Below are 24,889 nucleotides of genomic sequence, written 5' to 3'. Positions count from 1 at the left end.
CTATTTCCTCGGATCGAAGGCATCGCGGGCGGCTTCGCCGATGAACACCAGCAGCGTCAGCATCAGCGCCAGCACGACAAAGGCACTGATACCCAGCCACGGCGCCTGCAGGTTGGATTTACCCTGAGCGACCAGTTCGCCGAGCGACGGCGCGCCCGGGGGCAGGCCGAAACCGAGAAAATCCAGAGCCGTCAGGGTGCCGATGGCGCCGGTGAGGATGAACGGCATGAAGGTCATGGTCGAAACCATGGCGTTGGGCAGGATGTGGCGGAACATGATCGCACCGTTCTGCATGCCCAGCGCGCGGGCCGCGCGGACGTACTCCAGGTTGCGCCCGCGCAGGAACTCGGCGCGCACCACGTCTACCAGGCTCATCCAGGAGAACAACAGCATGATGCCCAGCAGCCACCAGAAATTCGGCTGCACGAAGCTCGCCAGGATGATCAGCAAATAAAGCACCGGCAGGCCCGACCAGATTTCCAGCACTCGCTGGCCGACCAGGTCCACCCAGCCGCCATAAAAGCCCTGTAGCGCACCGGCGATGACGCCGATGACCGAGCTGATCAGCGTCAGAGTCAAGGCGAACAGCACCGAAATACGAAACCCGTAGATCACCCGCGCCAGTACGTCGCGGCCCTGATCGTCGGTGCCCAGCCAGTTGTGCAGCGAGGGCGGCGCGGGTGCCGGAACCTGCAGGTCATAGTTGATGCTCGAATAGTCGAACGGAATCGGCGGCCAGATCATCCAGCCATCGCCGGCCTCGATGAGCTCGCGGATGTATGGACTCTTGTAGTTGGCCTGCAGCGGAAATTCGCCGCCAAAAGTCGTTTCCGGGTAACGCTTGAATACCGGGAAGAACCATTCACCGTCATAGCGCACGACAATCGGCTTGTCGTTGGCGATCAGCTCCGCGCCCAGGCTGAGCACGAACAGCGCGAGGAAGATCCACAGTGACCACCAGCCACGTTTGTGCGCCTTGAACAGTGCCAGCCGGCGCTGATTGAGGGGAGACAACTGCATATCAGGCCTCCCTGCTTTCGAAGTCGATGCGCGGATCGACCAAGGTGTAGGTCAGGTCGCCGATCAGTTTCACCACCAGGCCGAGCAGGGTGAAGAGGAAGAGGGTGCCGAACACCACCGGATAGTCGCGATTGATCGCTGCCTCGAAACTCAGCAGGCCGAGGCCGTCCAGGGAGAAGATCACCTCGATCAGCAGCGAGCCAGTGAAAAACATGCCGATGAACGCCGACGGGAAGCCGGCGATGATGATCAGCATGGCATTGCGGAACACATGGCCGTAAAGCACACGGTTCTTGCTCAGGCCCTTGGCGCGGGCGGTGATCACGTACTGTTTGTTGATTTCGTCGAGGAAACTGTTCTTGGTCAGCAGCGTCAGCGTGGCGAAGTTGCCAATCACCAGTGCGGTCACCGGCAGAGCCAGATGCCAGAAATAGTCGAGAACCTTGCCGCCCAGACTGAGTTCCTCGAAGTTGCCGGACGTCAGACCTCGTAGCGGAAACCAGTTCCAGTAGCTGCCGCCAGCGAACAGCACGATCAGCAGGATCGCAAAGAGGAATGCTGGAATCGCGTAGCCGACGATGATCGCCGAACTGGTCCAGACGTCGAAGGTACTGCCGTGGCGCGTGGCCTTGGCGATACCGAGAGGAATCGACGCCAGATACATGATCAGCGTGCTCCACAGCCCGAGCGAGATCGATACCGGCATCTTCTCGATGATCAGCTCGGTGACCGACGCATCGCGAAAGAAGCTCTCGCCGAAGTCCAGCCGCAGGTAATTGCTGAGCATGATCCAGAAACGCTCGGCGGGCGGTTTGTCGAAGCCGTAGAGACGCTCGATCTCGGCAACCAGCTCGGGATCCAGGCCTTGCGCGCCGCGGTAACTGGTGCCCGCTACGGAAACCTCCGAGCCGCCACCGGCGATCCGGCTGGTGGCACCTTCGAAGCCCTCCAGCTTGGCGATGGCCTGTTCGACCGGCCCGCCGGGGGCAGCCTGGATGATGATGAAGTTGATCAGCAGGATGCCGAACAGTGTCGGGATAATCAGCAAAAGGCGGCGAACGATATAGGCCAGCATTTCAGTGCTCCGCCTCGCCGGCCGGCTTCCCGCTGCGCTCGTCGACAGGCTTGGCGACCGGGGCGGCTGCGTCGGGTTTCTTCCACCAGGTCGTCAGGCCAATATCCTGCCGCGGCGTGGTCTCAGGGTGCGCAAGGTGATTCCAGTAGGCGACGCGCCAGGTCTTGATATGCCAGTTGGGAACCACGTAGTGCCCCCAGAGCAGGACACGGTCCAGCGCGCGGGTGCGGGTCACCAGTTCCTGGCGCGAGTCGGCGGCGATCAGCTGCTCCACCAGGCTGTCGATGGCCGGGTCCTTCAAACCGATGAAGTTGCGGCTGCCGGGGTTGTCGGCGCTCGCCGAATGCCAATATTCGCGCTGCTCGTTGCCGGGCGAATTGGACTGACCGAAGCCGCTGACGATCATGTCGTAATCGCGTGAGCGCAGCCGATTGATGTACTGCGAGACGTCCACGCGGCGGATTTCGAGCTCGATCCCCAGATCGGCCAGGTTGCGCTTGTACGGCAGCAGGACACGCTCGAACTCGGCCTGTACCAGCAAAAATTCCAGCTTCATCGGCTTGCCATCGGCATCGACCATCCGATCGTCGCGCACCTGCCAGCCGGCTTCGGTGAGCAGGCGGTAGGCGCGGCGTTGCTGCTCGCGAATGATGCCGTTGGCGTCGGTCTTGGGCAGGTCGAAGGGCTGATCGAAGACTTCGTCCGGGATCTTGCCGCGCAGGGGCTCGAGTAGTTTCAGCTCTGCCTTGTCCGGCAGGCCGCTGGAGGCCAGCTCGGAGTTGTCGAAATAGCTACGGGTGCGCGTATAGGCGCCATTGAACAGCTGGCGATTGGTCCATTCGAAATCGAACAGCAATGCCAGCGCCTCACGAACCCGACGGTCCTGCAGCAGGGGGCGGCGGATATTGAAGATGAAGCCCTGCATGCCAGTTGGATTGCGATTGGCAATTTCCTCCTTGATGATCCGTCCATCACGCACCGCAGCGATGTCATAGGCGGTTGCCCAGTTCTTCGCACTGGTCTCCAGCCAGTAGTCGAAGTGCCCGGCCTTGAATGCCTGCAAAGCCACGGTGTTGTCGCGGTAATAGTCGAAGACCAGGCGGTCGAAATTGTAGAAGCCGCGATTGACCGCCAGATCCTTGCCCCAGTAGTCATTCACCCGGGCGTAGCGGATGGTGCGGCCCGCCTGGACTTCCTCGACGCGATACGGGCCGCTGCCCAACGGCGGCTCCAGGCTGCCGGAGGCGAAGTCGCGACCTTCCCACCAATGCTTGGGCAGCACCGGCAGCTGGCCAAGGATCATCGGCAACTCGCGGTTACCGGCATGCTTGAAATCGAAGCGCACGCGACGCTGGCTTTCGGCTGTCACCTTCGCCACATCGGCGTAATAGCCGCGGTAATGCGGTGCTCCCTGGCTCATCAGGGTCTCGAAGGTGAATACCACGTCCTCCGCGGTCACCGGCTGGCCATCGTGGAAACGCGCTTGCGGGCGCAGATGGAAGCGCACCCAGCTGTTGTTCGGGCCCTTTTCGATCTTCTCGGCAAGCAGGCCATAGACGGTGAATGGCTCGTCCAGGCTGTTGGTGGTGAGCGTGTCGTAGATCAGACCGATGTCGTCGGCGGCGACACCCTTGTTGATGAAGGGGTTGAGCGAGTCGAAGCTGCCGAATCCGGCCTGACGCAGCGTGCCGCCCTTGGGGGCATCGGGATTGGCGTACTCGAAGTGGCTGAAGTCGGCCGAGTATTTCGGCTTCTCGTCATAGAGCGTCAGCGCATGACGGGGCGCGGCGTCGGAAAGCGCGGCGACGCAAAGCAGACCGAACAGTCCGCTGCGAAGCAGGGCGGGGCGGATGTAAGTGATCATTTGGCTGTCTCCAGGTCCTTCAGCCACCAGGTGCGCAGCCCCAGTGTGTAGGGCGGCGTGGCGGCATGGGCGAACCGGTTGCGGTAGGCCAGGCGATGATTGCTGATGAACCAGTTGGGAATGGTGTAGTGATTCCACAGCAGGACGCGATCGATGGCACGACTGATCGCCACCTGCTCGTCACGTGTGCTGGCAGCAAGGAGTTTCTCCAGCAGGGCGTCGACCACCGGGTTGGCGATACCGGCATAGTTGCGCCCGCCCTTCACATCGACCTGACTGGAATGGAAGTACAGCCACTGCTCGATGCCGGGGCTGAGACTCTGCGCCAGGGTGGTGAGGATCATGTCGTAATCGTATTGGTCCAGACGCTGCTTGTACTGGGCGCCGTCGACGGTGCGCAGGTGCGCCTGGATGCCGATGCGCGCGAGATTCGCCACATAGGGCTGCAGAATTCGCTCCAGGCGCGGGTTGACCAGGAGAATCTCGAAACTTAGCGGCCGTCCGCTGCGATCGAGCAGGTACTCGCCCGAGAGTTTCCAGCCGGCTTCGGCGAGCAACGCCAGCGCTTGGCGCAGCGTGTCGCGCGGGATGCCATGGCCGTCCGTGCGTGGCAGCTGGAATGGTTCGCTGAAGAGCCTGGCCGGCAACTGTTCGCGAAACGGCGAGAGCTGCAGCCACTCGCTGCCTTCCGGTTTACCGACCGCGGCGAATTCGCTGTTGGGGTAGTAGCTCTCGCTGCGCTGGTAGGCGGAGTAGAACAAGGCCCGGTTGGTCCATTCGAAATCGAACAGCATGCCCAGCGCTTCGCGCACGCGCTGGTCGGCGAATGCCGGACGGCGGTTGTTCATGAACAGCGCCTGGGTGTTGCTGGGAATCCGGTGAGGTATCTCGGCCCGGATGATCTCGCCGCGCGCCAGCGCCGGGAACTGGTAGCCATTGGCCCAGTTCTTGGCCTGATGCTCGATGAAGAAATCGAACTCGCCGACCTTGAACGCTTCGAACGCCACCGTGTTGTCGCGATAGAACTCCACGTCGACGCGGTTGAAGTTGTACTTGCCGCGATTGACCGCCAGGTCCTTGCCCCACCAATCCTTTACCCGCTCGAAGACCAGCTTGCGCCCGGGCGCCACCTTGACCAGGCGATAAGGTCCGCTGCCGAGCGGCGGATCGAAGGTGGTTGCCTTGAAATCGCGACCCTTCCAGTAGTGCTGCGGCAGTACCGGTAGCTCGCCGATGCGTTGGATGAGCAGCGCATTCGGCTGCTCGAAGACGAAGCGGATGCGATGGCGCGAGAGGATGTCGATCCGCTTGACGCCCTGCAGGTTGGTCCGATAACGCGGGTGGCCGTCGCGGGTCAGTAGCCGATAGGAGAAGGCGACGTCATAGGCGGTGATCGGCTGGCCATCGTGAAAGCGCGCCTGCTTGCGCAGGTTGAACACCACCCAGCTTGGGTTCTCGCTGTACTCGATCGATTCGGCGATCAGTCCGTAGCTCGACGCCGGCTCGTCTCCGGACGGGTCGTAGAAGCCAGTGCCAACCATCAGCGGCTCGTTCAGCTCGCTGATGCCATATTCGAGGAAATCCGGAGTGGCGCTCGGGCTGGTGCCCTTGAAGGTATAGGGATTGAGCGTGTCGAACGTGCCGAATGCCATCAGCTTGAGGAGGCCGCCCTTGGGCGCTTCGGGATTCACCCAATCGAAATGGGTGAATGTCGCCGGATACTTGAGGACGCCGAACTGCGCATAACCGTGGCTTTCGCTGATGGTTGCGAGGGCGGGAAAGCTCAAGACCAGGCAGGTGAGTAACGGGAACAGGCATCGCATCAGGCTGGGAATCCGATCCATGGCGCTTTCGGGCTTCTCGGCCGGGTACAGTAACAGCTTGTCTGCGCTGGAAAAAGGCAGATGGAGTCGGGCAAACTGCCAGCTAATTAAATATGCCGTCGAAGCGGCAAGGTGGCCTGCGTTGGGTGTACGTAGTCAGGGTTTGCAGGCTTGGATCGAACGCCTGAACCAATCCGAATTGCCGGCGCTGGCCGGGGTGGTCCAGGACCTGCAGCGGCTGACCCGGGAGCAGCATGCTTCGGTGCAACAACTGGCCGATGTCCTGTTGCGCGACGCGGCGCTCACCTCGAAGGTCCTGCGGATCGGCAACAGCAGCTATTACAACCCCTCGCAGGAGGCCATCAAGACGATCACCCGCGCGATCGTTATGATCGGCTTCGACAACGTCCGCCTGATCAGCCTGTCGGTGAGCCTGATTGACGGCTTGCTCGATCGGGCGCCGCGACACCAACTGCAGGAATTGCTGGCTCGCTCCTTTCATGCAGCGGTACAGGCACGCAATGTTTCCGGCTATGTGATGCCGCGCCACGAGGAAGAGGTGTTCATCGCCGCGCTGCTGTTCAACGTCGGCGAGTTGGCGTTCTGGGGCTGCGGTGGCGAGCAGGCTGACGAACTGGCGGCGATGCTTGCGCAGCCCGGAGTGAAGGCCGAGGAGGCCGTACAACAGGTGCTGGGTACAAGTTTCCGCCAACTGACGCTGGGGCTGACCAAGAGCTGGAACCTCGGCGAGCTGATCTCACTCGCGCACAGTGCAGCCAGCAGCAGCGATGCCGGGGTGCGCTCGGTGTCGCTCGGTGTGCGGATCAGCGAGGCGGCGCTGGAGGGCTGGGGATCGTCACGCATGAGCGGACTTATCAGCGAGTACGCCGCCTTTACCGGCGTGACCGAAGAGGATGCGCTGCGACTGATCCTGGCCAGCGCCGATGAGGCGGTGGAGGTCGCCTCGACGTTCGGCGCCGACAGGCTGTGTCGACTGATTCCCAGCACCGATCCGGAACAGATTCAGCTGCAGCAGTCGCAGCGCCAGGTCAGTCTGCTGCAACCGAATCTGCTAAAGATGCAGCAGGCCTTGCAGGATCTGGGGCTGATGGCGACGCGTGGTGGTGATGTCGGTCTGATTCTGCAAACGCTGCTCGACGGGCTTCATCATGGCGCCGGGCTGGAGCGGGTGATGGTCGCTGTGCTGGCCGACCGGCAGACGTGCTTCCGAGTACGTGGCGCGATTGGCGAGGGCACTCAGAAGTGGACGGAAGAATTCCTGCTTCCGGCCGAGCAGCCCGAACAGCCGCACATCTTCAGTTACGCCCTGCGTCAGCGGCAATCGCTCTGGATGGGGGTGCCGGCCAGTTACAACCTTGAGGACTTGGTGACGCAACCGATCCGGCAGTGGCTGGGCAAAGGCATGTTCTTCATTGCACCGCTCATGGCGGGAACCCATGAGATCGGTGTGCTGTACGCCGATTGTCGAATATCGGGGCGCGCGCTCAAGCATGAGCAGTTCGTGGCGTTCCAGCGCTTCACCCAGCTGGTCGGGCGTTGCCTCGCGGCGCTATCGCGGCGCAGCTGACGCGCGATCAGTTCGGCAGGTAGAGCGTGAGCAGCTGTCCGGGGCGCAGCACCTGTGTCCCCTTGGGGTTCCAGGTCTTCAACTTGCTGACGTGGACGTTGAAGCGTTTGGCGATCTGATACAGCGAATCGCCCTTGCGTACCTTGTAGTAAGTCGGTGCCGCTGCCTTGGTGGCGCTCGCGGGCGACGGGCCCTGCAGAAAGAGCGCCTGACCTACCTTCAGGCTGCTCCCGGAGAGCTTGTTCCAGCGCTGCAGATCGCGTACCGACACCCGCTGGGCCTTGGCAATATCCCATAGGTTGTCGCCGGCCTTGACGCGATAGCTACGCGGCGCACTAGGCGTGCGGCGCGCGACTGCCTGGAGCAACTCACCTGCCGGTTCGCTGCCAATGCGCGAGGGAATGCTGAGGACCTGACCGATGCGTAGCCGGTTGCTGCGCAGACGATTGAGGTCGCGCAGCGTGGTGACACTGACCTGATGGCGTTCGGCAATGCTGCTGAGGGTGTCGCCCGGTCGTACGCTGTACTGCTGCCAGTTGGCCATGTCCTGCGGCTTCATCAGCGCCAGGTTGGCAGTCAGCATTTCGGCCTTGTCCAGCGGTACCAACAGCTGCTGCGGGCCGTCGAGCGTGATGCGCCGGGTGAATGCCGGATTCAGCTGATAGAGCTCGTCTTCATCAAGGTCCGCCATCTGCGCGATTTGTGCCAGGTCCATGCGCTGCTTGAGCGTCACTACCTCGAAGTAGGGCTCGTTGGCGATCGGGCTGAGCGTAATGCCGTAGGCTTCCGGCGCGTTGACCAGTTGCGACAGCGCAAGCAGCTTGGGTACGTAGTCACGCGTTTCGCGCGGCAGTGGCAGGTTCCAGTAATCGGTCGGCAGACCGAGCTTCTGGTTGCGTTCGATGGCACGGCTGACGGTTCCTTCGCCAGCGTTGTAGGCCGCGAGGGCCAACAGCCAGTCGCCGTTGAACAGACCGTGCAGATAGCTCAGGTAGCGCAGGGCTGCATTGGTCGAGGCAGTGATGTCGCGTCGGCCGTCGTACCAATTGGTCTGACGCAGGTTGAAATGGCGGCCGGTAGAGGGGATGAACTGCCACAGGCCTACCGCGTGGGCTGGGGAGTAGGCGAAGGGGTCGTAGGCGCTTTCGATTACTGGTAGCAGCGCCAGCTCCAGCGGCATGTCGCGCTCTTCCAGTCGTTCGACGATGTAATGAATGTACGGCCCACCGCGGGCGGTCGCCGTTTGAACGGAGCCGGGACGGCTCGCAAACAGAAGGCGCTGCTGTTCGATGCGCGGATTGCTGTCCAGGTGCTCCTGCAGCATGAAACCATCGCGAATGCGTTCCCAGATGTCCTCGTGCTCCGGCGCCACGGACTTGTCCGACAGCCACAGAGGATCCTGCTCGATGGTGAGCGGGGTCACCGAACGAGTGGATGAGTAATCCTGCGGCGCGTTGCTCTGGCAGCCCGCAAGGGCCACGCAGAGGGCGGCGGCGAGTGCGCGTCCAGAGGCTGCCAAGGCGTCTGGAACGCAGCGTCTTCTGGGCGCTGGCGGCATTGGCTGGAGGTTTTCCGGGAAATAAAATTCGCCGGATTCTAGAAACCGGGTTCCGGTGGGTCAAGCGCGCTGCCGCGTTTCGGGAACCCGTCGAGGTTGTTCAGAACCGATCTTTCCAGGCGCGCAGTGCCGCAAAAACCTCTGCTGACGCTTTCAATTCGGTCTCGCTGTGTGCTTGCGCGGCCGTGCGTACGGCGCTTATTTCGCAGCGTAGGAAGGGATTGGTCGCCAACTCGAGGTCGATTCGCGTGGGCAGGCTAGTGCGGTTTGCCGCGCGGCGCTCGGTAACATCCTGCAAGCGTTTGCCGATCTCGCAATTGTTCGGTTCCACCGCCGTGGCGAAGCGTAGGTTGCTTAGCGTGTACTCATGGGTGCAGTAGACGAGTGTGCGTTCCGGCAATGCCGCCAGACGCTGCAACGATTCGTGCATCTGCTGTGGCGTGCCCTCGAACAGGCGCCCGCAGCCAGCGGCGAACAGCGTGTCACCACTCAGCAGCCACGGCTGTTCGTCATCGTGATGGTAATAGGCAATATGTCCAAGGGTATGGCCCGGAACCGCCAATACGAGCAACTCATGGCCGAGAATCCGAATTCGCTGGCCGTCTTGCAGGGCGTGATCGCAACCGGGAATACGTTCGTTGGCTGGGCCGTGAACGCGAGCGCCGGTGCCCGCCTTCAGCGAGGCAATACCGCCGACGTGGTCATGATGGTGATGGGTGACGAGGATATCGGTCAGTTGCCAGTCCGGATTGGCCGCCAGCCATCCCAGTACTGGCGCAGCATCGCCGGGATCGACCGCTACGCAGCGGCGTTGCGTGTCATCCTGCAGCAGCCAGATATAGTTGTCGGTGAACGCGGGCAGTGCCTCGATCTTCAGCATGGTCGGGTCGCCAAGACAGTGACAAAGGCGCATCCTAGCAGGACATCGGCGAGCGTAAACCTAGCGAAACTGACATCGAAGGCAGGACCGAGCAAAGGAGCCCAACGATGAAACCGCAACCTTGCGCCCAGGCAAACGACCAGTGGCTGCGCATGATCGCAGAGGCCAACGACTGGTTCGCCGGCCCGCTGGGGCGTCAGCTGCTCGAGCAGGAGCAGCGCGTACTCGGTGATGAATTGAATCGCTGCTTCGGCAGCTATCTGGTGCATTACGGCCCGTTTTCCGGCGCCTCGGTCGTGCCGCCGAAGATCAAACGTAGCGTCAGGCTCGGGGCGGCGCTTGCCGGGGTGGAAATTGTCTGCGAGGAGCAGGCCTGGCCGCTCGGCGAGCACGCGGCCGACGTGGTGCTGCTGCAACACGGCCTGGATTTCAGTCTGTCCCCCCACGCCTTGCTGCGGGAAGCGGCGCGAAGCGTGCGTCCGGGCGGGCATTTGCTGATCGTCGGTATCAATCCCTGGAGCCTGTGGGGTGCCCGTCGTCTGGTGTCGCGCGAGCCGTTGCGGCAGGCGCGCTGCATTCGTCCGACACGGGTCGCGGACTGGCTCAACCTGCTCGGATTTGCGCTGGAGAATCGGCGTTTCGGGTGCTATTGTCCGCCGCTTTCTTCGGGCGAGTGGCAATCGCGCCTGCTGCGGCTGGAGTCGCTGGGGCAGCGTTTGCAGGCGCCAAATGGCGGATTCTACGTCCTGGTGGCGCGTAAGCTGATGATCGGCTTGCGCCCGCTACGTGAACAGCGCCGCGAGCGCATGGGTAAACTGCTGCCGCTGCCGGTGGCCAAGGTCAGCCGGCGGGATGCTGAGTAATCGAGCGTCGGCACCCTTGCACCACGCCATTCCGATTGACAGGGTAAGCACTTTCTCATGAGCGACGAGCTGGTCGAAATCTATACGGATGGCGCCTGCAAAGGTAATCCGGGCCCCGGTGGCTGGGGTGCGCTACTGATATATAAAGGTGTCAAGCGCGAGCTCTGGGGTGGCGAAGCGCAGACGACCAACAACCGTATGGAGCTGATGGCGGCAATTCGTGCGCTTGCCGAGCTTAAGCGTCCCTGCCAGGTGTGTCTGGTGACCGACTCCCAGTACGTGATGCAGGGCATCAACGATTGGCTGCCGAACTGGAAGAAACGCGGCTGGAAGACGGCCAGCAAGCAGCCGGTAAAGAATGCGGATCTTTGGCAACAGCTCGACGAGCAGGTCAATCGTCATCAGGTCAGCTGGAAGTGGGTGCGCGGGCATACCGGCCATCCGGGCAACGAACAGGCCGATCTGCTGGCCAACCGCGGCGTGGTGCAGGCCAAACGTCAACCGATTGTGTAAGCGAGTGATGACATGCGTAGCGTAGTGCTGGATACCGAAACCACGGGCATGCCGGTGACCGATGGTCACCGGATCATCGAAATCGGCTGCGTCGAAGTGATCGGCCGGCGCCTGACCGGACGGCACTACCATGTCTACCTGCAGCCGGACCGCGAGGTAGACGAGGGCGCGATCGCCGTTCACGGCATCACCAACGAGTTTCTCGCCGACAAGCCGCGTTTCCGTGATGTCGCCGATGAGTTCTTTGAGTTCATCCGGGACGCGCAGCTGGTTATCCATAACGCGGCGTTCGATATCGGGTTCATCAACAACGAATTTGCCCTGCTTGGTCAGCAGGAGCGCGCCGAGATCACCGATCATTGCTCGGTGCTCGATACCCTGCTGATGGCCCGAGAGCGCCACCCGGGCCAGCGCAACAGCCTGGACGCGTTGTGCAAGCGCTATGGCGTAGACAACTCGGGCCGCGACCTGCACGGCGCACTGCTCGACGCCGAGATTCTCGCCGACGTCTGGCTGACTATGACCGGCGGGCAGACCAACCTTTCGCTGGCTGGCGACGGCGCCGACACCGGCAACGGTGGCCGACCGCAGCCGAGCCCGATTCGCCGGCTGCCGGCCGATCGGCAGCGCACCATCGTGCTGCGCGCCAGCGATGAGGAGATGGCCGCGCATGCGGCGCGTCTTGCGGTGATCGAGAAGGCCAGCGGCGCGGCGCCGTTGTGGGCACAGCTGGACGGCTGACGGTTTCCCCTATCGTTTTGGCGGCGGCGCTTCTACCCTGAAGTGGATTCTCCTAGGGAAGCGCTCATGTACAAAGACCTGAAGTTTCCGGTTCTCATCGTTCATCGTGACATCAAGGCCGACACCGTTGCCGGCGAACGCATTCGCGGCATCGCCGCGGAGCTCGAGCAGGACGGCTTCGCCATCCTGCCAACTGCTAGTTCGGCCGAAGGCCGCATCGTTGCTTCAACTCACCACGGTCTGGCCTGCATTCTGGTGGCGGCCGAAGGCGCCGGCGAAAACCAGCGGCTGCTGCACGATGTAGTGGAGCTGATTCGGGTGGCGCGCCGTCGTGCGCCGAAGCTGCCGATCTTCGCGCTCGGCGAGCAGATCACGATCGAGAACGCGCCGGCCGAGGCGATGGCCGATCTCAACGAGCTGCGCGGCCTGCTGTACCTGTACGAAGACACCGTGCCGTTTCTCGCCCGCCAGGTGGCGCGTGCTGCGCGCAGCTACCTTGAGGATCTGCTGCCGCCGTTCTTTCGTGCGCTGGTGCAGCACACTCATGACTCCAACTATTCCTGGCACACGCCCGGACACGGCGGCGGTGTGGCCTATCGCAAGAGCCCCGTGGGGCAGGCGTTCCACCAGTTCTTCGGCGAGAACACGTTGCGTTCCGACCTTTCGGTCTCGGTGCCAGAACTCGGTTCGCTGCTCGATCACACCGGTCCGCTGGCAGCCGCGGAGGCGCGGGCGGCGCGCAATTTCGGCGCTGACCATACCTTCTTCGTCATCAACGGTACCTCGACGGCGAACAAGATCGTCTGGCATTCGATGGTCGCGCGCGACGATCTGGTGCTGGTCGACCGCAACTGCCACAAGTCGATCCTGCACGCGATCATCATGACCGGCGCGATTCCGCTGTATCTCTCGCCGGCGCGCAATGAACTGGGCATCATTGGTCCGATCCCGCTGTCGGAGTTCAGCCGCGAGTCGATCGCAGCCAAGATCGACGCCAACCCGCTGGCCCGCGGCCGCGCGCCGAAGGTGAAGCTCGCGGTCATCACCAACTCGACCTACGACGGCCTGTGCTACAACGCCAACCTGATCAAGCGCGCGCTGGTCGACAGCGTCGAGGTGCTGCATTTCGACGAGGCCTGGTTTGCCTATGCCGCGTTTCACGAGTTCTATGACGGCCGCTACGGGATGGACACGCGCGAGCAAGGCCCGCTGGTGTTCACCACCCACTCGACGCACAAGCTGCTAGCCGCATTCAGCCAGGCCTCGATGATTCACGTGCTCGACAGCCGCACACGGCAGCTTGATCGTGACCGTTTCAACGAGGCGTTCATGATGCACACCTCCACTTCGCCGCAGTACGGCATCCTTGCATCGCTGGACGTGGCATCGGCCATGATGGAAGGGCCGGCGGGGCGGTCGCTGATCCAGGAAACCTTCGATGAAGCGCTGAGCTTTCGCCGTGCACTGGCCAACCTGCGCCAGCACATTGCCAAGGACGACTGGTGGTTCACCATCTGGCAGCCGCCCAAGGTCGACGGCGCCGAAGCGCCGGCAACGGCCGACTGGCTGCTGGAGCCGGAGGCCGAGTGGCACGGTTTCGGCGAGATGGCAGAGGACTACGTGCTGCTCGATCCCATCAAAGTGACGCTGGCGACTCCGGGCCTCAATGCCGCCGGCATGCTGAGCGACCGGGGCATCCCTGCAGCGGTGGTGAGCAAGTTCCTCTGGGAGCGCGGCCTGGTGGTGGAGAAAACCGGCCTGTATTCGATGCTGGTGCTGTTCTCCATGGGAATCACCAAGGGCAAGTGGAGCACCTTGCTGACCGAGTTGCTGGAGTTCAAGCGTCACTATGACGCCAATCGTCCGCTCTGCGAGGCGCTACCTTCCATCGCGCGTGCCGGGGGCGTCGTCTACGAGGGCATGGGGTTGCGCGATCTGTGCGACGAACTGCATCGCTGTTATCGCGAGAATGCCACTGCGCGGGCGATGCGGCGGATGTACACGGTTCTGCCGGAGCTCGCGCTCAAGCCTGCCGATGCCTACGACAAGCTGGTACGCGGGGAGGTCGAAGCGGTGTCCATAGACGAACTGGAAGGGCGTGTCTGTGCGGTCATGCTGGTGCCGTATCCGCCGGGAATCCCACTGATCATGCCAGGCGAACGCTTTACGCCGCAGACCCGTTCGATTGTGGAATATCTTCGCTTCGCTCGCGCGTTCGCCGAGCGCTTCCCGGGCTTCGATGCCGATGTGCATGGTCTGCAGAAAGAGCAGGCTGCGACGGGCACCTTGTATACCGTGGATTGCGTGCGCGAAGCTTGAGCGGCTTTTTTACAAGCTGTTCAGTAGGTTATGGCTAGCGTTCATTGGGCGCTGAGCATGCGTGGTCTGTTTCACATCGTCCGCATCGACATGCACCGGCCTGCGGGCTGCTTGTTATAGTTGCGCCGCTAGAAACGGGCCGTCAGACAAAAAGTTTCCATGCCGCCTGCCGCGCTTGCTGCATCGGCTGCCGAGGATCATTGCGTGAACCAATACCAAGCCTTTCGTGTCGAGCTGGCTGATAAAGTCGCAAATGTCGTAATCAATCGGCCGGAGAAGATCAATGCGATGAATGCGGCCTTCTGGACCGAGATCATCGATATCTTCAAGTGGATCGACGAAACCGACGACGTTCGCGTGGTGGTGCTCAGCGGAGCGGGCGCACATTTTTCCTCGGGTATCGATCTGCAGTTGCTGGCGCAGGTGGGTGGCGAGCTGGGCAAGGATGTCGGGCGCAACGCCGAAAAACTGCGGCGCAAGATTCTCTCGCTCCAGGCTTCGTTCAACGCGGTCGACAACTGTCGCAAGCCGGTCATCGCGGCGATTCAGGGCTACTGCCTGGGCGGTGCGATTGACCTGATCTCCGCGTGCGACATGCGCTACAGCACCAGCGATGCGCAGTTCTCGATCAAGGAGATCGACATGGGCATGGCGGCCGATGTCGGTACTTTGCAACGGCTCCCGCGCATCATCGGCGACGGCATGATGCGCGAACTCGCCTTTACCGGCCGCACCATCAATGGTGAAGAGGCGCGCTCGATTGGCCTGGTCAACCGTAGCTACGCCGATCAGCAGGCATTGCAGGACGGCGTGCAGGACTTGGCGCGACAGATTGCGGAAAAGTCGCCTCTGGCGATTCGCGGCACCAAGGAGATGATCCGCTACATGCGCGACCATCGGGTCGATGACGGCCTGGAGTACATTGCCACCTGGAACGCCGCAATGCTGCAGGCGGCCGATCTTCGGGTCGCGGTCACCGCCCACATGACCAAACAGAAGCCGGACTTTGCCGACTGATGCGTCACAACAACGCTGCGCGGGAGGCGCACTAGGCATGGTTACTGGAGCTACATCGCTCGGTCTGGTTCGCGACGAACTGTTCGCCACGATGGAAGAGGCGGAGCAGAGCCTCGAACACTTCATCATCGATCGCAACAATGGCGGCTTGCTGCAGCAGGCGGTGGAGAATCTCAAGCAGGTTCGTGGAACGCTCAACCTCATCGAGTTGGTCGGAGCGGAGCTGCTGGCACAGGAAGTGCTGCAGCTCGCGATGGACATCCCGGTAGGGGCGAGCGAAGAGCGTGACAGCCAGATGGCGGCGATGAGCAACGGCCTGTATGTGCTGCGGCGCTATCTCGAAAGTGTCGATGCGAGCCGGCAGGAGATGCCCGAGCTCTTGCTTCCGGCGATCAATGCCTTGCGCCTGGCGGCTTCGCAACCGCTGCTGCCAGAGAGCTTCTTTTTCAGTGCGCGCCTGGATCATGCGCGTCCGGTGAGCCTGTCGCACGCGCGGCCTGTCGCGGACTTGAATGCCGAGACGCGACGCATGCGGCACATGTACCAGATCGGTCTGCTAGGTTTCCTCCGCGAGGAGAACCTGGCTGCCAGCCTGAGATTGATGGCCCGGGCGCTAGGGCGGCTTGAGCAGCTCTATGCCCACCTGCCGGCCGGACGATTGTGCTGGATCGGTGGTGCGGCGCTTGAGAGTCAGCTCGACGGCCAGTTACTGCCGCGCAAATCGCGCAAGCAGCTGTTTTCCCGTCTGGATCGTGAGCTCAAGCAGCTGCTCGGCAATCCTGACTATGAAACCTCGCGCAGCCTGCTCAAGGAGTTGCTGTATCTGGTTGCGCTGGCCGACAGCGCCGGGCCGCTCGCGATGCAGGTGCGAGAGGTGTTTGCGCTCGGGGCGTTGCCGTTCACCGATCACATGCTCGAGGAAGAGTCCCAGCGTCTGGCTGGCCCCGGTCAGGGGGTTATGCGTTCGCTGTCCTCCGCCATCCGCGAAGAGCTGGCCAGCCTGAAGGATTTGCTGGATCTCATTGAACGCGGGACGGCACCCGCCGAGGCCTTCGCCAACCTGCACACGCTGCTTGGCAAACTGGCCAAGACGCTCGGCATGGTCGGTTTGTCTTCGGCCGCCAACACGCTGCATGCGCAGCTTGCCGTGGTCTTGGGCTGGACGCAGGAGCAGCCTGCGCAGGCGCAGGAGCTGCTTCGCTTGGCCGACGCGGTGCTCTACGTGGAAAGCATGGTCGCCAGCCTGGAGAAGGGTGAGCGCCGGGAGGGGCGGCTGCCGCCGGTGGCGCCAGGTCTTGAGGCCGAGGCGTTTGCGAATCACCAGCTGACCGAGGCGTACATCGTGGTTATCGATGAGGCGTCCGCCGGTCTGGCATTGGCGAAACGTGCGATCACCGCCTATCTGGAATCCAACGGTGAAAAACTGCACCTGGCCAATGTGCCCTTCAGTCTGCAGGCCGTGCGTGGAGGCCTACGCTTTCTCGAGCAGGAGCGTGCCGCAGAGCTGATCGGCGCATGCGCGGATTTCATCCAGAAACAGATGCTCGAATCCACTCAGATGCCGGCCGAACAGATGCTCGAGACGCTCGCCGACGCTTTGACCAGTCTGGAATATTATCTGGACGGCGGTGCGATACTGCGCCGTGACGATTCGCGCGCCAGCGTGCTCGATCTGGCCAGCGAAAGCGTCCGGGCGCTTGGAATGCCGGTCGCCGCCTGATGAGCTTGCGCTGGCACGCTGCCTTGCTCGATCCCGCTACGCCGGGAGGCTGGGCCGTGGTGCATTGCCAGCAGCAGTTCCTTTTCGACAGCAACGGCGTGCTGTTTCCGCGTGATTGGCTCAAGCGCCTGGAGCTGCCGCTGCTGAGCGAGCAGGGATTGGGCTACTTCGATGGCGATGCGGTGTTCCTTTTCGAGCTGGACCGCCCGGTCGCCGTACCGGGTGCGAGCTGGCAGGGACTGCGGCAGTTCATGCTGCACAACGACGACCGCGATCTGTTTCGCATGCTTGGCTACGCCGCGCAAATCGGAACCTGGGCGACGCAGCATCGCTTCTGCGGTCATTGCGGGGCGCGTATGCAGCAGCATGCACGCGAGCGCGCCATGCATTGCCCGGACTGCGGCATCCATCATTACCCGCGTCTTTCACCCAGCATGATCGTGCTGATCACGCGTGGTGACGAGTTGTTGCTCGCGCGCTCGCCGCGTTTTGCTCCTGGGGTGTACAGCACGTTGGCCGGCTACGTCGAGCCGGGTGAGTCGGTCGAGCAATGCGTCGAGCGTGAGGTGCGCGAAGAGGTCGGTGTGTCGATCCACTCGCCACGCTACATCACCAGCCAAGGCTGGCCGTTCCCGCATTCGTTGATGCTGGGTTTCCACGCCGAATACGCGGCGGGCGAGATTGTTCCGCAGCCCGAAGAAATCGAGGATGCGCGCTGGTTTTCCATCCACCGCCTGCCGGAACTGCCGGCGCGCCAGTCGATTGCCCGTTATCTGATCGAGCTCTACCTCGCGCGGCGCCTAGGCCGCGATGACCCAGTGCTGCCAGGCTAGACGCACGCTCAGCGCCAGCACCACCAGAATGAACACCGGACGGATGAACTTTGCGCCGCCATGGATGGCTGTGCGTGCGCCGAAGTACGCCCCACTCATCAGGGCAAGCCCCATGCCGATGCCCAGCACCCAGGCGACCTGTCCGGCAACGATGAATACGCCAAGGGCAGCAGCATTGCTGACGAAGTTCATACTGCGCGCCACACCACTGGCGCGCAGCAGATCCAGTGGGTAAAGCAGCAGGCTGCTGACCGTCCAGAATGCCCCGGTGCCTGGCCCCGCGACACCGTCATAGAAACCCAGCCCCAAGCCTTGCGGCCATTGGCGACGCGGAGCGATGAGTAGCGGGGTAGTCGCGGCCGTACCGGTTGGCGTACGACTGAACAGCAGGTACAAGCCGCAGCCACAGACCACCAGCGGCAGCATCTGATTCAACCAGCTTGCCGGCAACCGATGGGCAACGGCAGCGCCAAGCGTGGCTCCGATTGCCGTGCCGAGCAGCGCCCGTCGCCAGAGCTGCGGATCGAACAGGCGTCGCCGATAAAAGGTGTAGCTTGCCGTGGCTGAACCGAAGGTTGCGCAGAGCTTGTTGGTGCCCAGCACCAGATGCGGTGGTAGCCCTGCGGTTAGCAGCGCAGGAATGGTCAGCAGCCCGCCGCCACCAGCGATCGCATCGATGAAGCCGGCGATGAACGCCACGACAATCAGTGGCAGCAGGGAAAGAGGATCGAGTGCGAGTTCGAACGCGAATGGCATCGGGTACTCGTGAGGCCGGGAAAAGGGCCTCCAGCATAAGACGATGCCTGCAACAAGTCAGCGAATAGACCCATACCGACGATGGGCTGAGATCGCACGCAGCGAAGTTGCCGAGGCGTGATGGATGTCCCACCACCATGCTGGATGCCTGCCCGAACGCTGCGGATAATGCCGCACTCGTTGGGAGAGGCAGCATTCATGCAATATCTCGGGCTTGCGTTGGTGGTGGCGTTACTCGCGCTGGTGGTTCTGTTGGTGGCGTTGCGGGTGCTGTTTGGTGGCAGTTGGCTGCTCGGCTGGCTGCGAGGCACGTTCGGCATGCTGCTGGTCGTACTCACTGCAATGATCGGCCTCATCGCGTACGAAGTTCGCGACTACCAGGCCATAGCGAACGGCACTCCGCTGGCGACAGTCGTTTTCCATGCACAGGGCAAGCAGCGCTACGAGGTTGAGCTTCAGCAGGCCACCCAGCAGCGCTCGGCGGTTGTAGAGGGGGACTTGTGGCAACTGGAGGTGCACATGCTGCGCTGGAGCGGACTGGCTGCGCTGATCGGGCTGGAGCCAGGTTATCGGCTGCAGGCGTTGTCAGGGCGCTATCTCTCGGTGGAGCAGCAGGAACAGGCGCGCCATACGCGGGTACCGCTGTCAAACAGTACAGCCGTGCCGGTCTGGGATTGGTTAAGGAGCCTGGACTGGAGCGTCCCGTTCATCGAGCCGCAGACACAGCGCGTGAGTTTCATGCCGCTGGTTGATGGCGCGGCCTTCCAGATCGAACAGACGGCGACCGGTTTGCTCGCATCGCCAGTGAACGCCGAAGCGCGCCAGGCGCTGAAAGACTGGTAGCGCGCAACGCGCAACAAAAAAGGGAGCCTGATCGCTCCCTTTTTTGTTGTTGTTGTATCGCCGATCAGGCCAGGTAGCCGCCGTCGACGTTGAGTGCCACACCGGTGGTGTAGCTGGACGCGTCGCTGGCGAGGTACAGCACGGCGCCGGCCATTTCGCTGGGATTGGCAACGCGGCGCAGGGGGATGTGCTGCAAGGCCGCCTCGCGGATGCTGTCATTCTTGACCAGTGCCGAAGCGAACTTGGTGTCGGTCAGGCCTGGCAGCAGGGCGTTGCAGCGGATGCCGAACTGCGCGCACTCCTTGGCGAAGGCCTTGGTCATGTTGATCACAGCGCCTTTGGTGATCGAATAGATGCCCTGGAAATCACCCGGCGAGACGCCATTGATTGAGGCGACGTTGATGATGCTGCCGCCACCCTGCTGGCGCATCAGCTTGCCGGCCTCGACGGACATATAGAAGTAGCCGCGCACGTTGACGTCGACGGTCTTCTGGAACGCCGCCACGTCGGTATCGAGGATGTGGCAGAACTGCGGGTTGGTGGCCGCGTTGTTCACCAGTATGTCGAGACGGCCGAACTCTTCGCGAATCCTGGCGAAGACTGCCTGAATCTGCTCCATTTCGCCGATATGACAGGCCACAGCAGTGGCTTTGCCGCCGTCGGCGATGATCGAGTCGGCCACGGCCTGACAGCCTTCGAGCTTGCGACTGGAGACGATCACGTGGGCACCCTGCTGGGCCAGCAGGCGGGCAATGGCTTCGCCGATGCCACGGCTGGCGCCAGAGACGAAGGCGATCTTGCCGTCCAGGTCGAACAGTTGGGTCTTGGACATCGATGGTTCCTCTTGTTGTTCGTGGTTCGACCCCATCGCTGGAGCCGAAGTGGGTTCAGAGCTGAGAGTGCTCGATCACGTGCAGCGCTTTTTGTTCGAGCAAACGGTTCATGGTGATGAAGCGGGCGAAACGCTGGTCCTGCGTTTGCCCGTGATAGAAGCGGTAATAGATCTGCTGGATGATCCCGGCGAGCCGGAAGAGGCCATAGGTGTAATAGAAGTCGATGCAGGGGATTTCGATGCCGGCGCGGCGAGCGTAGTACTCGACGAAGCTCGCGCGGGTGTGCATGCCGGGCAGGTGGCTGGGTTGCCGGCGCATGGCCTGCATGGCGGGCGGGTCGTTCGCTTCGATCCAGTAGGCCAGCGTATTGCCCAGATCCATAAGCGGATCGCCGATGGTGGTCATTTCCCAATCCAGCACACCGATGATCTGCATCGGGTTTTGCGGGTTGAGGATGACGTTGTCGAAGCGGTAGTCGTTATGGACGATGCCGGGCTTGGGATGATCGGCCGGCATCTTGGCCTTCAGCCAGGCGACTACCGGCGTCCACTGCGGCGCATCGGGCGTCAGGGCGCGCTCATAACGCTCGCTCCAGCCTTCTATCTGGCGTTTCACATAGCCTTCCGGTCGGCCCAGATCTGCCAGCCCACAGGCCTGGTAATCGACGTTGTGCAGCTCCACGAGCTTGTCGATGAAGCTTTCGCAAAGTGCGCGCGTCTGGCTTTCGTCGAAATTCAGCTCCGGCGGCAGCTCGGCACGCAGAATGATGCCGTTCACGCGTTCCATCACGTAGAACTCGGCGCCGATTACCGACTCGTCGGTGCAATGGGCGTAGGCCTTGGGGCAATACGGAAACCCGGCGTTCAGCTGGTTGAGGATGCGGAACTCGCGGCCCATGTCGTGGGCGGACTTGGCCTTGCGGCCAAAGGGCGGGCGACGCAGCACCAGCTCACGGTTCGGGTATTCGAGCAGGTAGGTGAGATTCGATGCGCCGCCGGGAAACTGCGAAATCCGCGGGCTGCCTTCCAAATCGGCTATGTGCGCCTTGAGGTAGCGGTCCACAGCCTCGACCGGTAGCTCCTCGCCTTCGCGGATACGCGTGGTTTGATCCGTAAGCGCCATGTTTTATCCCTTCTGCTTATGTTTGGTGCTCGAGATGATTCAGTAATCTAATGCTGCGGGTGATGCGAACCAAGGTTGGTCAGCTGTTATTGGCGAAGCTGTTGGTGCCTGATCAGGGTGGCTGATCGCTCGCGCAGCGGGCTCGGCTCATAAAAAAACCGAAGCCAGATGGCTTCGGTTCCGGTGTCGCTTGGCTCGCCTTACGCGGGGAACAGTTCGCTGAGTTTCAACGCCAGCATCATGTCGCCTTCGGTGCGCAGCTTGCCGCCCATGAACGCCTGCATGCCGTCGGTTTCGCCGCTGACGATGCCCTGCATGGTTTCGCTATCCATGATCAGGGTAACGTTGGCATCGCTGGAGTCGCCCTGCTGCAGATCGCAGGTGCCGTCCTTGACGGTCAGGTAGTAGTTCTCGGCGTCGGTGATGTTGAACTGGAAGACCAGATCCAGTCCGGCCGCGGCGCTCGGGTTGAATTTGGACTGCATGCCCTTGAAGGTTTCGGCAACGTTGCTCATGACGTGTTCCTTTATTTTGATGTGGATGAAACATGCAGCCTGGGGCCGCTCTTGGGCTGGGCTTATCGGTGAGTGACAAGCTCCGGGTTCTTCAACAATTGCAGATGCGCATGACTGTTGAACGAAGCGAGCGCGACCTCGCGGCCGCGAAATTTCAACTGGCTGAGTGAGGTATTGACGATCTGCCAGTTCAATTCGAATGCCTTCACCGCCGGTACGCCGATGATTCGCTGCAACAGCGCGGTAATGGTGCCGCCGGAAGTAAAGACGGCGATCTTGTCGCTCTTTTCGGCCTGCTCGAGCAGGCGCTCCAGGCCGCCGGCGACGCGCTCGAGAAAGCTGCTCCAGCTTTCCAGTTCTTCCTTTTCATGTTCGCCGGAAATCCAGCGGTGCACGACGAAGGTGAACAGGCGCTGAAATTCCGCGCGGTGACTGGCAGCATTGCGCAGGATATGCAGGGCGTTCGGTTCGACTTCCAGCAGCTCGGGAAGATGCGCACGAATCACCGCATCGGCTTGGAACTCGTTGAACGCTGCGTCGATTTCCAGCGGAGGCGGACCTTTATCCGATCGATCCAGACGGGCAAGTGTGGTGCGGGCGGTGTCCTGCTGGCGATGCAGTTCACCGCTGATGCAGCGATCGAAGTGGATGCCGAGCTGCGCCAGATAGTCGCCCAGCGCTTCAGCCTGGCGGTAGCCCAGCGGCGAGAGCACGTCGTAGTCCTGTGCACCGAAAGACGCCTGAGCATGTCTGATCAGGTAGATGCTGCCCATGTGTTGTCGTGCCCGTTCGCTGGTTTTTCGCGAGGGTAGGAGGAGCGACGGGGAGTGTCAACGACAATTCATACGTTTGTTTGAATTTGGCGCGCGCTGGTTCCGCTACAGGCGCCCCGGTATGCTTGCCCATCCGGCGCCGCACAAGCGTATGCCAGCGGCTGTCATCCAAATCCAAGGAGCGATCGTGGAATTTCTTGCCGATTACGCCAGTTTTCTGGCCAAGACCGTGACACTGGTGCTGGCCATCGTGGTCGTACTCATCGTCGTGGCATCGTCACGACGTGGTCGCGGCAAGTCGAGCGGCGGCAATTTGCAGGTGCACAAGCTCAACGATTTCTACAAGGCGATGCGCGAGCGCCTCGAGCAATCGGTACTGGAGAAAGATCAGCTCAAGGCGCAGCGCAAGCGCGAGGCGAAAGCCGCGAAGCAGGCGAAGAAGTCCGAAACGCCGTCACGCGTATTCGTGCTGGACTTCGATGGCGACCTCAAAGCGTCCGCCGTCGAAAGTCTGCGTCACGAAATTACCGCGCTGCTCACCCTGGCCACACCGCAGGATGAAGTGGTGCTGCGTCTGGAAAGTGGCGGCGGCATGGTGCACAGCTATGGCCTGGCGGCTTCGCAGTTGGTGCGTATCCGCGATGCCGGCGTGCCGCTGACGGTCTGTGTCGACAAGGTTGCGGCCAGCGGCGGCTACATGATGGCTTGCATCGGCGATCGGATTCTTACCGCACCGTTCGCCATCCTCGGCTCCATCGGTGTGGTGGCGCAACTGCCCAACCTGCATCGGTTACTGAAGAAGCATGACGTTGACTTCGAAGTGCTTACCGCGGGTGAGTACAAGCGCACGCTGACCGTCTTTGGTGAGAACACCGAGAAGGGCCGGGAGAAATTCCAGGAAGACCTGCAGACCACGCACGACCTGTTCAAGAACTTCGTTGCGCGTTATCGGCAGCAGGTCAGCATCGACGACGTAGCCACCGGCGAGGTCTGGCTGGGCACCGCCGCGCTGGGCAAGCACCTGGCTGACGAGATCAAGACCAGCGACCAGTATCTGGCTGAGCGCGCGCATGAGGCGGAGCTTTTCCATCTGCACTATGCGCAGAAAAAGAGTCTGCCCGAGCGCTTTGGCATGGCGGCCAGCGCTTTGATCGAGCACGGCGTGGCCAAGGGCTGGAAACAAATCAACGAACAGAAATTCTGGCGATAGAGGAGAGGCGCATGGGTAGCTTCAAGGCATTGCAGGTCAGCGAGGACGGGCAGGGACATTTCGCGTCACGTATCGTCGAGCGGGCGATCGATGAGTTGCCCGCCGGCGAGGTGCTCATCCGGGTGCGCTATTCTTCGTTGAACTACAAGGACGCGCTCTCGGCCAGCGGCAATCGCGGCGTGACCCGCCAGTATCCGCATACGCCGGGTATCGATGCAGCGGGCGTGGTCGAGGCGTCGAGCGTCGCCGAGCTGAAGGCTGGCGATGAGGTGATTGTCACCGGCTACGATCTGGGCATGAACACCGCAGGTGGTTTCGGCCAGTACATCCGTGTTCCCGCGGCCTGGGTGATCAAACGTCCGCAAGGACTCTCGCTGCGGGATTCGATGATCCTCGGAACCGCCGGCCTGACCGCTGCACTGTGTGTCGAGAAGCTCGAGCGCGCGGGATTGGAGCCTGGTGCGGCGCCGGTGCTGGTCACGGGCGCTACCGGCGGGGTGGGCAGTATTGCCGTGGCTTTGCTGGCACGGCTGGGCTATACCGTTGCGGCCATGACTGGCAAGGCAGAGCAGGGCGAGCTGCTGCGTCGTCTGGGCGCCAGCCAGATCGTCGAGCGCAGCGTGTTGCAGGCTGGAACAGAGAAGGCGCTGCTGAAAGAGCAATGGGGCGGTGCAGTGGATACCGTCGGCGGGGAGATTCTGTTCAACGTGGTGAAGTCGTTGCAGCGTGGGGCTAGTGTGGCCTGCTGCGGTCTGACCGCCGGAACGCAGTTTTCAGCCAGCGTGCTGCCGTTCATCCTGCGCGGGGTCAACCTGCTGGGTGTCGACTCGGTCGAGATTCCGCTGGTCGAGAAGGCCTCGATGTGGGACAAGCTCTCGCTGCAATGGCGTCTGCCGCACCTGGACGAGCTGGCCGAGGAGATCGACCTACAACAATTGCCTGGTGCGATCGAGCGTATCCTGGCCGGGCAGCAAGTGGGGCGGGTGCTGGTGCGGCTGGACTGACAGCCTGTTGCGTAAATGA

22 protein-coding genes are annotated in these 24,889 nt (G+C 62.2%); 11 read left to right on the top strand and 11 right to left on the bottom strand.

Translation table 11 applies throughout. The features are described 5' to 3' along the window. From NAV27_RS11230 to NAV27_RS11215, 4 genes are read right to left on the bottom strand one after another with little or no spacing between them, the layout of a single operon-like run. Complete coding sequence (locus tag NAV27_RS11230; RefSeq protein WP_043295650.1) at positions 1-1,020, bottom strand: ABC transporter permease; 1,020 nt, start codon at positions 1,018-1,020, stop codon at positions 1-3. A 1-nt stretch (position 1,021) separates the two neighbouring features. After that, a complete protein-coding gene (locus NAV27_RS11225; RefSeq protein WP_102828345.1) occupies positions 1,022-2,095 on the bottom strand; it encodes a microcin C ABC transporter permease YejB in 1,074 nt (357 codons plus the stop codon). Position 2,096: 1 nt separating this feature from the next. Continuing rightward, entirely contained in the window at positions 2,097-3,959 is a 1,863-nt protein-coding gene (locus NAV27_RS11220) for an extracellular solute-binding protein (protein WP_102828346.1), read from the bottom strand. Then, positions 3,956-5,782, bottom strand: a complete 1,827-nt coding sequence (locus tag NAV27_RS11215) for an extracellular solute-binding protein (protein WP_102828662.1) — start codon at positions 5,780-5,782, stop codon at positions 3,956-3,958. Before NAV27_RS11215 ends, NAV27_RS11220 begins: the two co-directional genes overlap by 4 nt. A gap of 142 nt (positions 5,783-5,924) precedes the next feature. Between NAV27_RS11215 and NAV27_RS11210 the strand changes: the two genes are divergently transcribed. After that, a complete protein-coding gene (locus tag NAV27_RS11210) occupies positions 5,925-7,370 on the top strand; it encodes an HDOD domain-containing protein (RefSeq protein ID WP_102828347.1) in 1,446 nt (481 codons plus the stop codon). Positions 7,371-7,377: 7 nt separating this feature from the next. On the opposite strand, the gene NAV27_RS11205 is transcribed toward NAV27_RS11210, so the two are convergent. Then, a complete protein-coding gene (locus tag NAV27_RS11205) occupies positions 7,378-8,928 on the bottom strand; it encodes a lytic transglycosylase (RefSeq protein ID WP_180981423.1) in 1,551 nt (516 codons plus the stop codon). A gap of 100 nt (positions 8,929-9,028) precedes the next feature. Next, positions 9,029-9,808, bottom strand: coding sequence for a hydroxyacylglutathione hydrolase (gene gloB, locus NAV27_RS11200; protein ID WP_102828349.1), 780 nt, complete (start codon positions 9,806-9,808; stop codon positions 9,029-9,031). A gap of 107 nt (positions 9,809-9,915) precedes the next feature. Here gloB and NAV27_RS11195 point away from each other — a divergent pair, with 107 nt between their 5' ends. The 7 genes from NAV27_RS11195 to nudC all read left to right on the top strand — a co-directional run bounded on the left by NAV27_RS11195 (position 9,916) and on the right by nudC (position 17,814). After that, positions 9,916-10,671 (top strand): class I SAM-dependent methyltransferase, encoded by a 756-nt coding sequence (locus NAV27_RS11195; protein ID WP_102828350.1) that lies wholly within the window; start codon positions 9,916-9,918, stop codon positions 10,669-10,671. A 57-nt stretch (positions 10,672-10,728) separates the two neighbouring features. After that, entirely contained in the window at positions 10,729-11,184 is a 456-nt protein-coding gene (gene rnhA / locus NAV27_RS11190; protein ID WP_008567879.1) for a ribonuclease HI, read from the top strand. 12 nt (positions 11,185-11,196) lie between these two features. Further along, entirely contained in the window at positions 11,197-11,925 is a 729-nt protein-coding gene (dnaQ, locus tag NAV27_RS11185; protein ID WP_008567878.1) for a DNA polymerase III subunit epsilon, read from the top strand. 66 nt (positions 11,926-11,991) lie between these two features. Next, on the top strand, positions 11,992-14,244 hold the full coding sequence (locus NAV27_RS11180) for an Orn/Lys/Arg family decarboxylase (protein ID WP_102828351.1): 2,253 nt from the start codon (positions 11,992-11,994) through the stop codon (positions 14,242-14,244). Positions 14,245-14,448: 204 nt separating this feature from the next. Further along, positions 14,449-15,261, top strand: a complete 813-nt coding sequence (locus tag NAV27_RS11175) for a crotonase/enoyl-CoA hydratase family protein (RefSeq protein ID WP_102828352.1) — start codon at positions 14,449-14,451, stop codon at positions 15,259-15,261. 37 nt (positions 15,262-15,298) lie between these two features. After that, entirely contained in the window at positions 15,299-16,981 is a 1,683-nt protein-coding gene (locus tag NAV27_RS11170) for a FimL-related protein (protein WP_102828353.1), read from the top strand. Further along, the gene (gene nudC, locus NAV27_RS11165) at positions 16,981-17,814 is read left to right on the top strand and encodes an NAD(+) diphosphatase (protein WP_008567872.1); all 834 of its coding nucleotides are present in this window, start codon (positions 16,981-16,983) and stop codon (positions 17,812-17,814) included. The genes NAV27_RS11170 and nudC overlap by 1 nt, the downstream gene beginning before the upstream one ends. On the opposite strand, the gene NAV27_RS11160 is transcribed toward nudC, so the two are convergent. Then, the gene (locus NAV27_RS11160) at positions 17,782-18,570 is read right to left on the bottom strand and encodes a TSUP family transporter (protein WP_102828354.1); all 789 of its coding nucleotides are present in this window, start codon (positions 18,568-18,570) and stop codon (positions 17,782-17,784) included. The genes nudC and NAV27_RS11160 overlap by 33 nt on opposite strands. 198 nt (positions 18,571-18,768) lie before the next feature. Here NAV27_RS11160 and NAV27_RS11155 point away from each other — a divergent pair, with 198 nt between their 5' ends. Then, entirely contained in the window at positions 18,769-19,413 is a 645-nt protein-coding gene (locus NAV27_RS11155) for a hypothetical protein (protein ID WP_102828355.1), read from the top strand. Between the two features lie 64 nt (positions 19,414-19,477). Here NAV27_RS11155 and NAV27_RS11150 read toward each other — a convergent pair whose 3' ends face one another. The 4 genes from NAV27_RS11150 to NAV27_RS11135 form a co-directional block, all read right to left on the bottom strand. Continuing rightward, complete coding sequence (locus tag NAV27_RS11150; RefSeq protein ID WP_102828356.1) at positions 19,478-20,245, bottom strand: SDR family oxidoreductase; 768 nt, start codon at positions 20,243-20,245, stop codon at positions 19,478-19,480. A gap of 55 nt (positions 20,246-20,300) precedes the next feature. After that, positions 20,301-21,368, bottom strand: a complete 1,068-nt coding sequence (locus tag NAV27_RS11145) for a phosphotransferase family protein (protein WP_102828357.1) — start codon at positions 21,366-21,368, stop codon at positions 20,301-20,303. A 200-nt stretch (positions 21,369-21,568) separates the two neighbouring features. Beyond that, on the bottom strand, positions 21,569-21,883 hold the full coding sequence (locus NAV27_RS11140) for an SCP2 sterol-binding domain-containing protein (protein ID WP_003287896.1): 315 nt from the start codon (positions 21,881-21,883) through the stop codon (positions 21,569-21,571). A 62-nt stretch (positions 21,884-21,945) separates the two neighbouring features. Then, the gene (locus tag NAV27_RS11135; protein ID WP_102828358.1) at positions 21,946-22,656 is read right to left on the bottom strand and encodes a histidine phosphatase family protein; all 711 of its coding nucleotides are present in this window, start codon (positions 22,654-22,656) and stop codon (positions 21,946-21,948) included. Between the two features lie 187 nt (positions 22,657-22,843). Here NAV27_RS11135 and sohB point away from each other — a divergent pair, with 187 nt between their 5' ends. Both sohB and NAV27_RS11125 read left to right on the top strand, forming a co-directional pair. Then, complete coding sequence (sohB, locus tag NAV27_RS11130; RefSeq protein ID WP_008567865.1) at positions 22,844-23,866, top strand: protease SohB; 1,023 nt, start codon at positions 22,844-22,846, stop codon at positions 23,864-23,866. A gap of 11 nt (positions 23,867-23,877) precedes the next feature. Then, positions 23,878-24,870, top strand: coding sequence for a YhdH/YhfP family quinone oxidoreductase (locus NAV27_RS11125; RefSeq protein ID WP_102828359.1), 993 nt, complete (start codon positions 23,878-23,880; stop codon positions 24,868-24,870). Positions 24,871-24,889 lie beyond the last annotated feature (19 nt).

Origin of the sequence: Stutzerimonas degradans, assembly GCF_024448505.1 — a bacterium.
GTDB lineage: Bacteria > Pseudomonadota > Gammaproteobacteria > Pseudomonadales > Pseudomonadaceae > Stutzerimonas > Stutzerimonas degradans.
The sequence above is the reverse complement of the archived record's forward strand: the minus strand, read 5'-3'. Positions and strand labels throughout refer to the sequence as shown.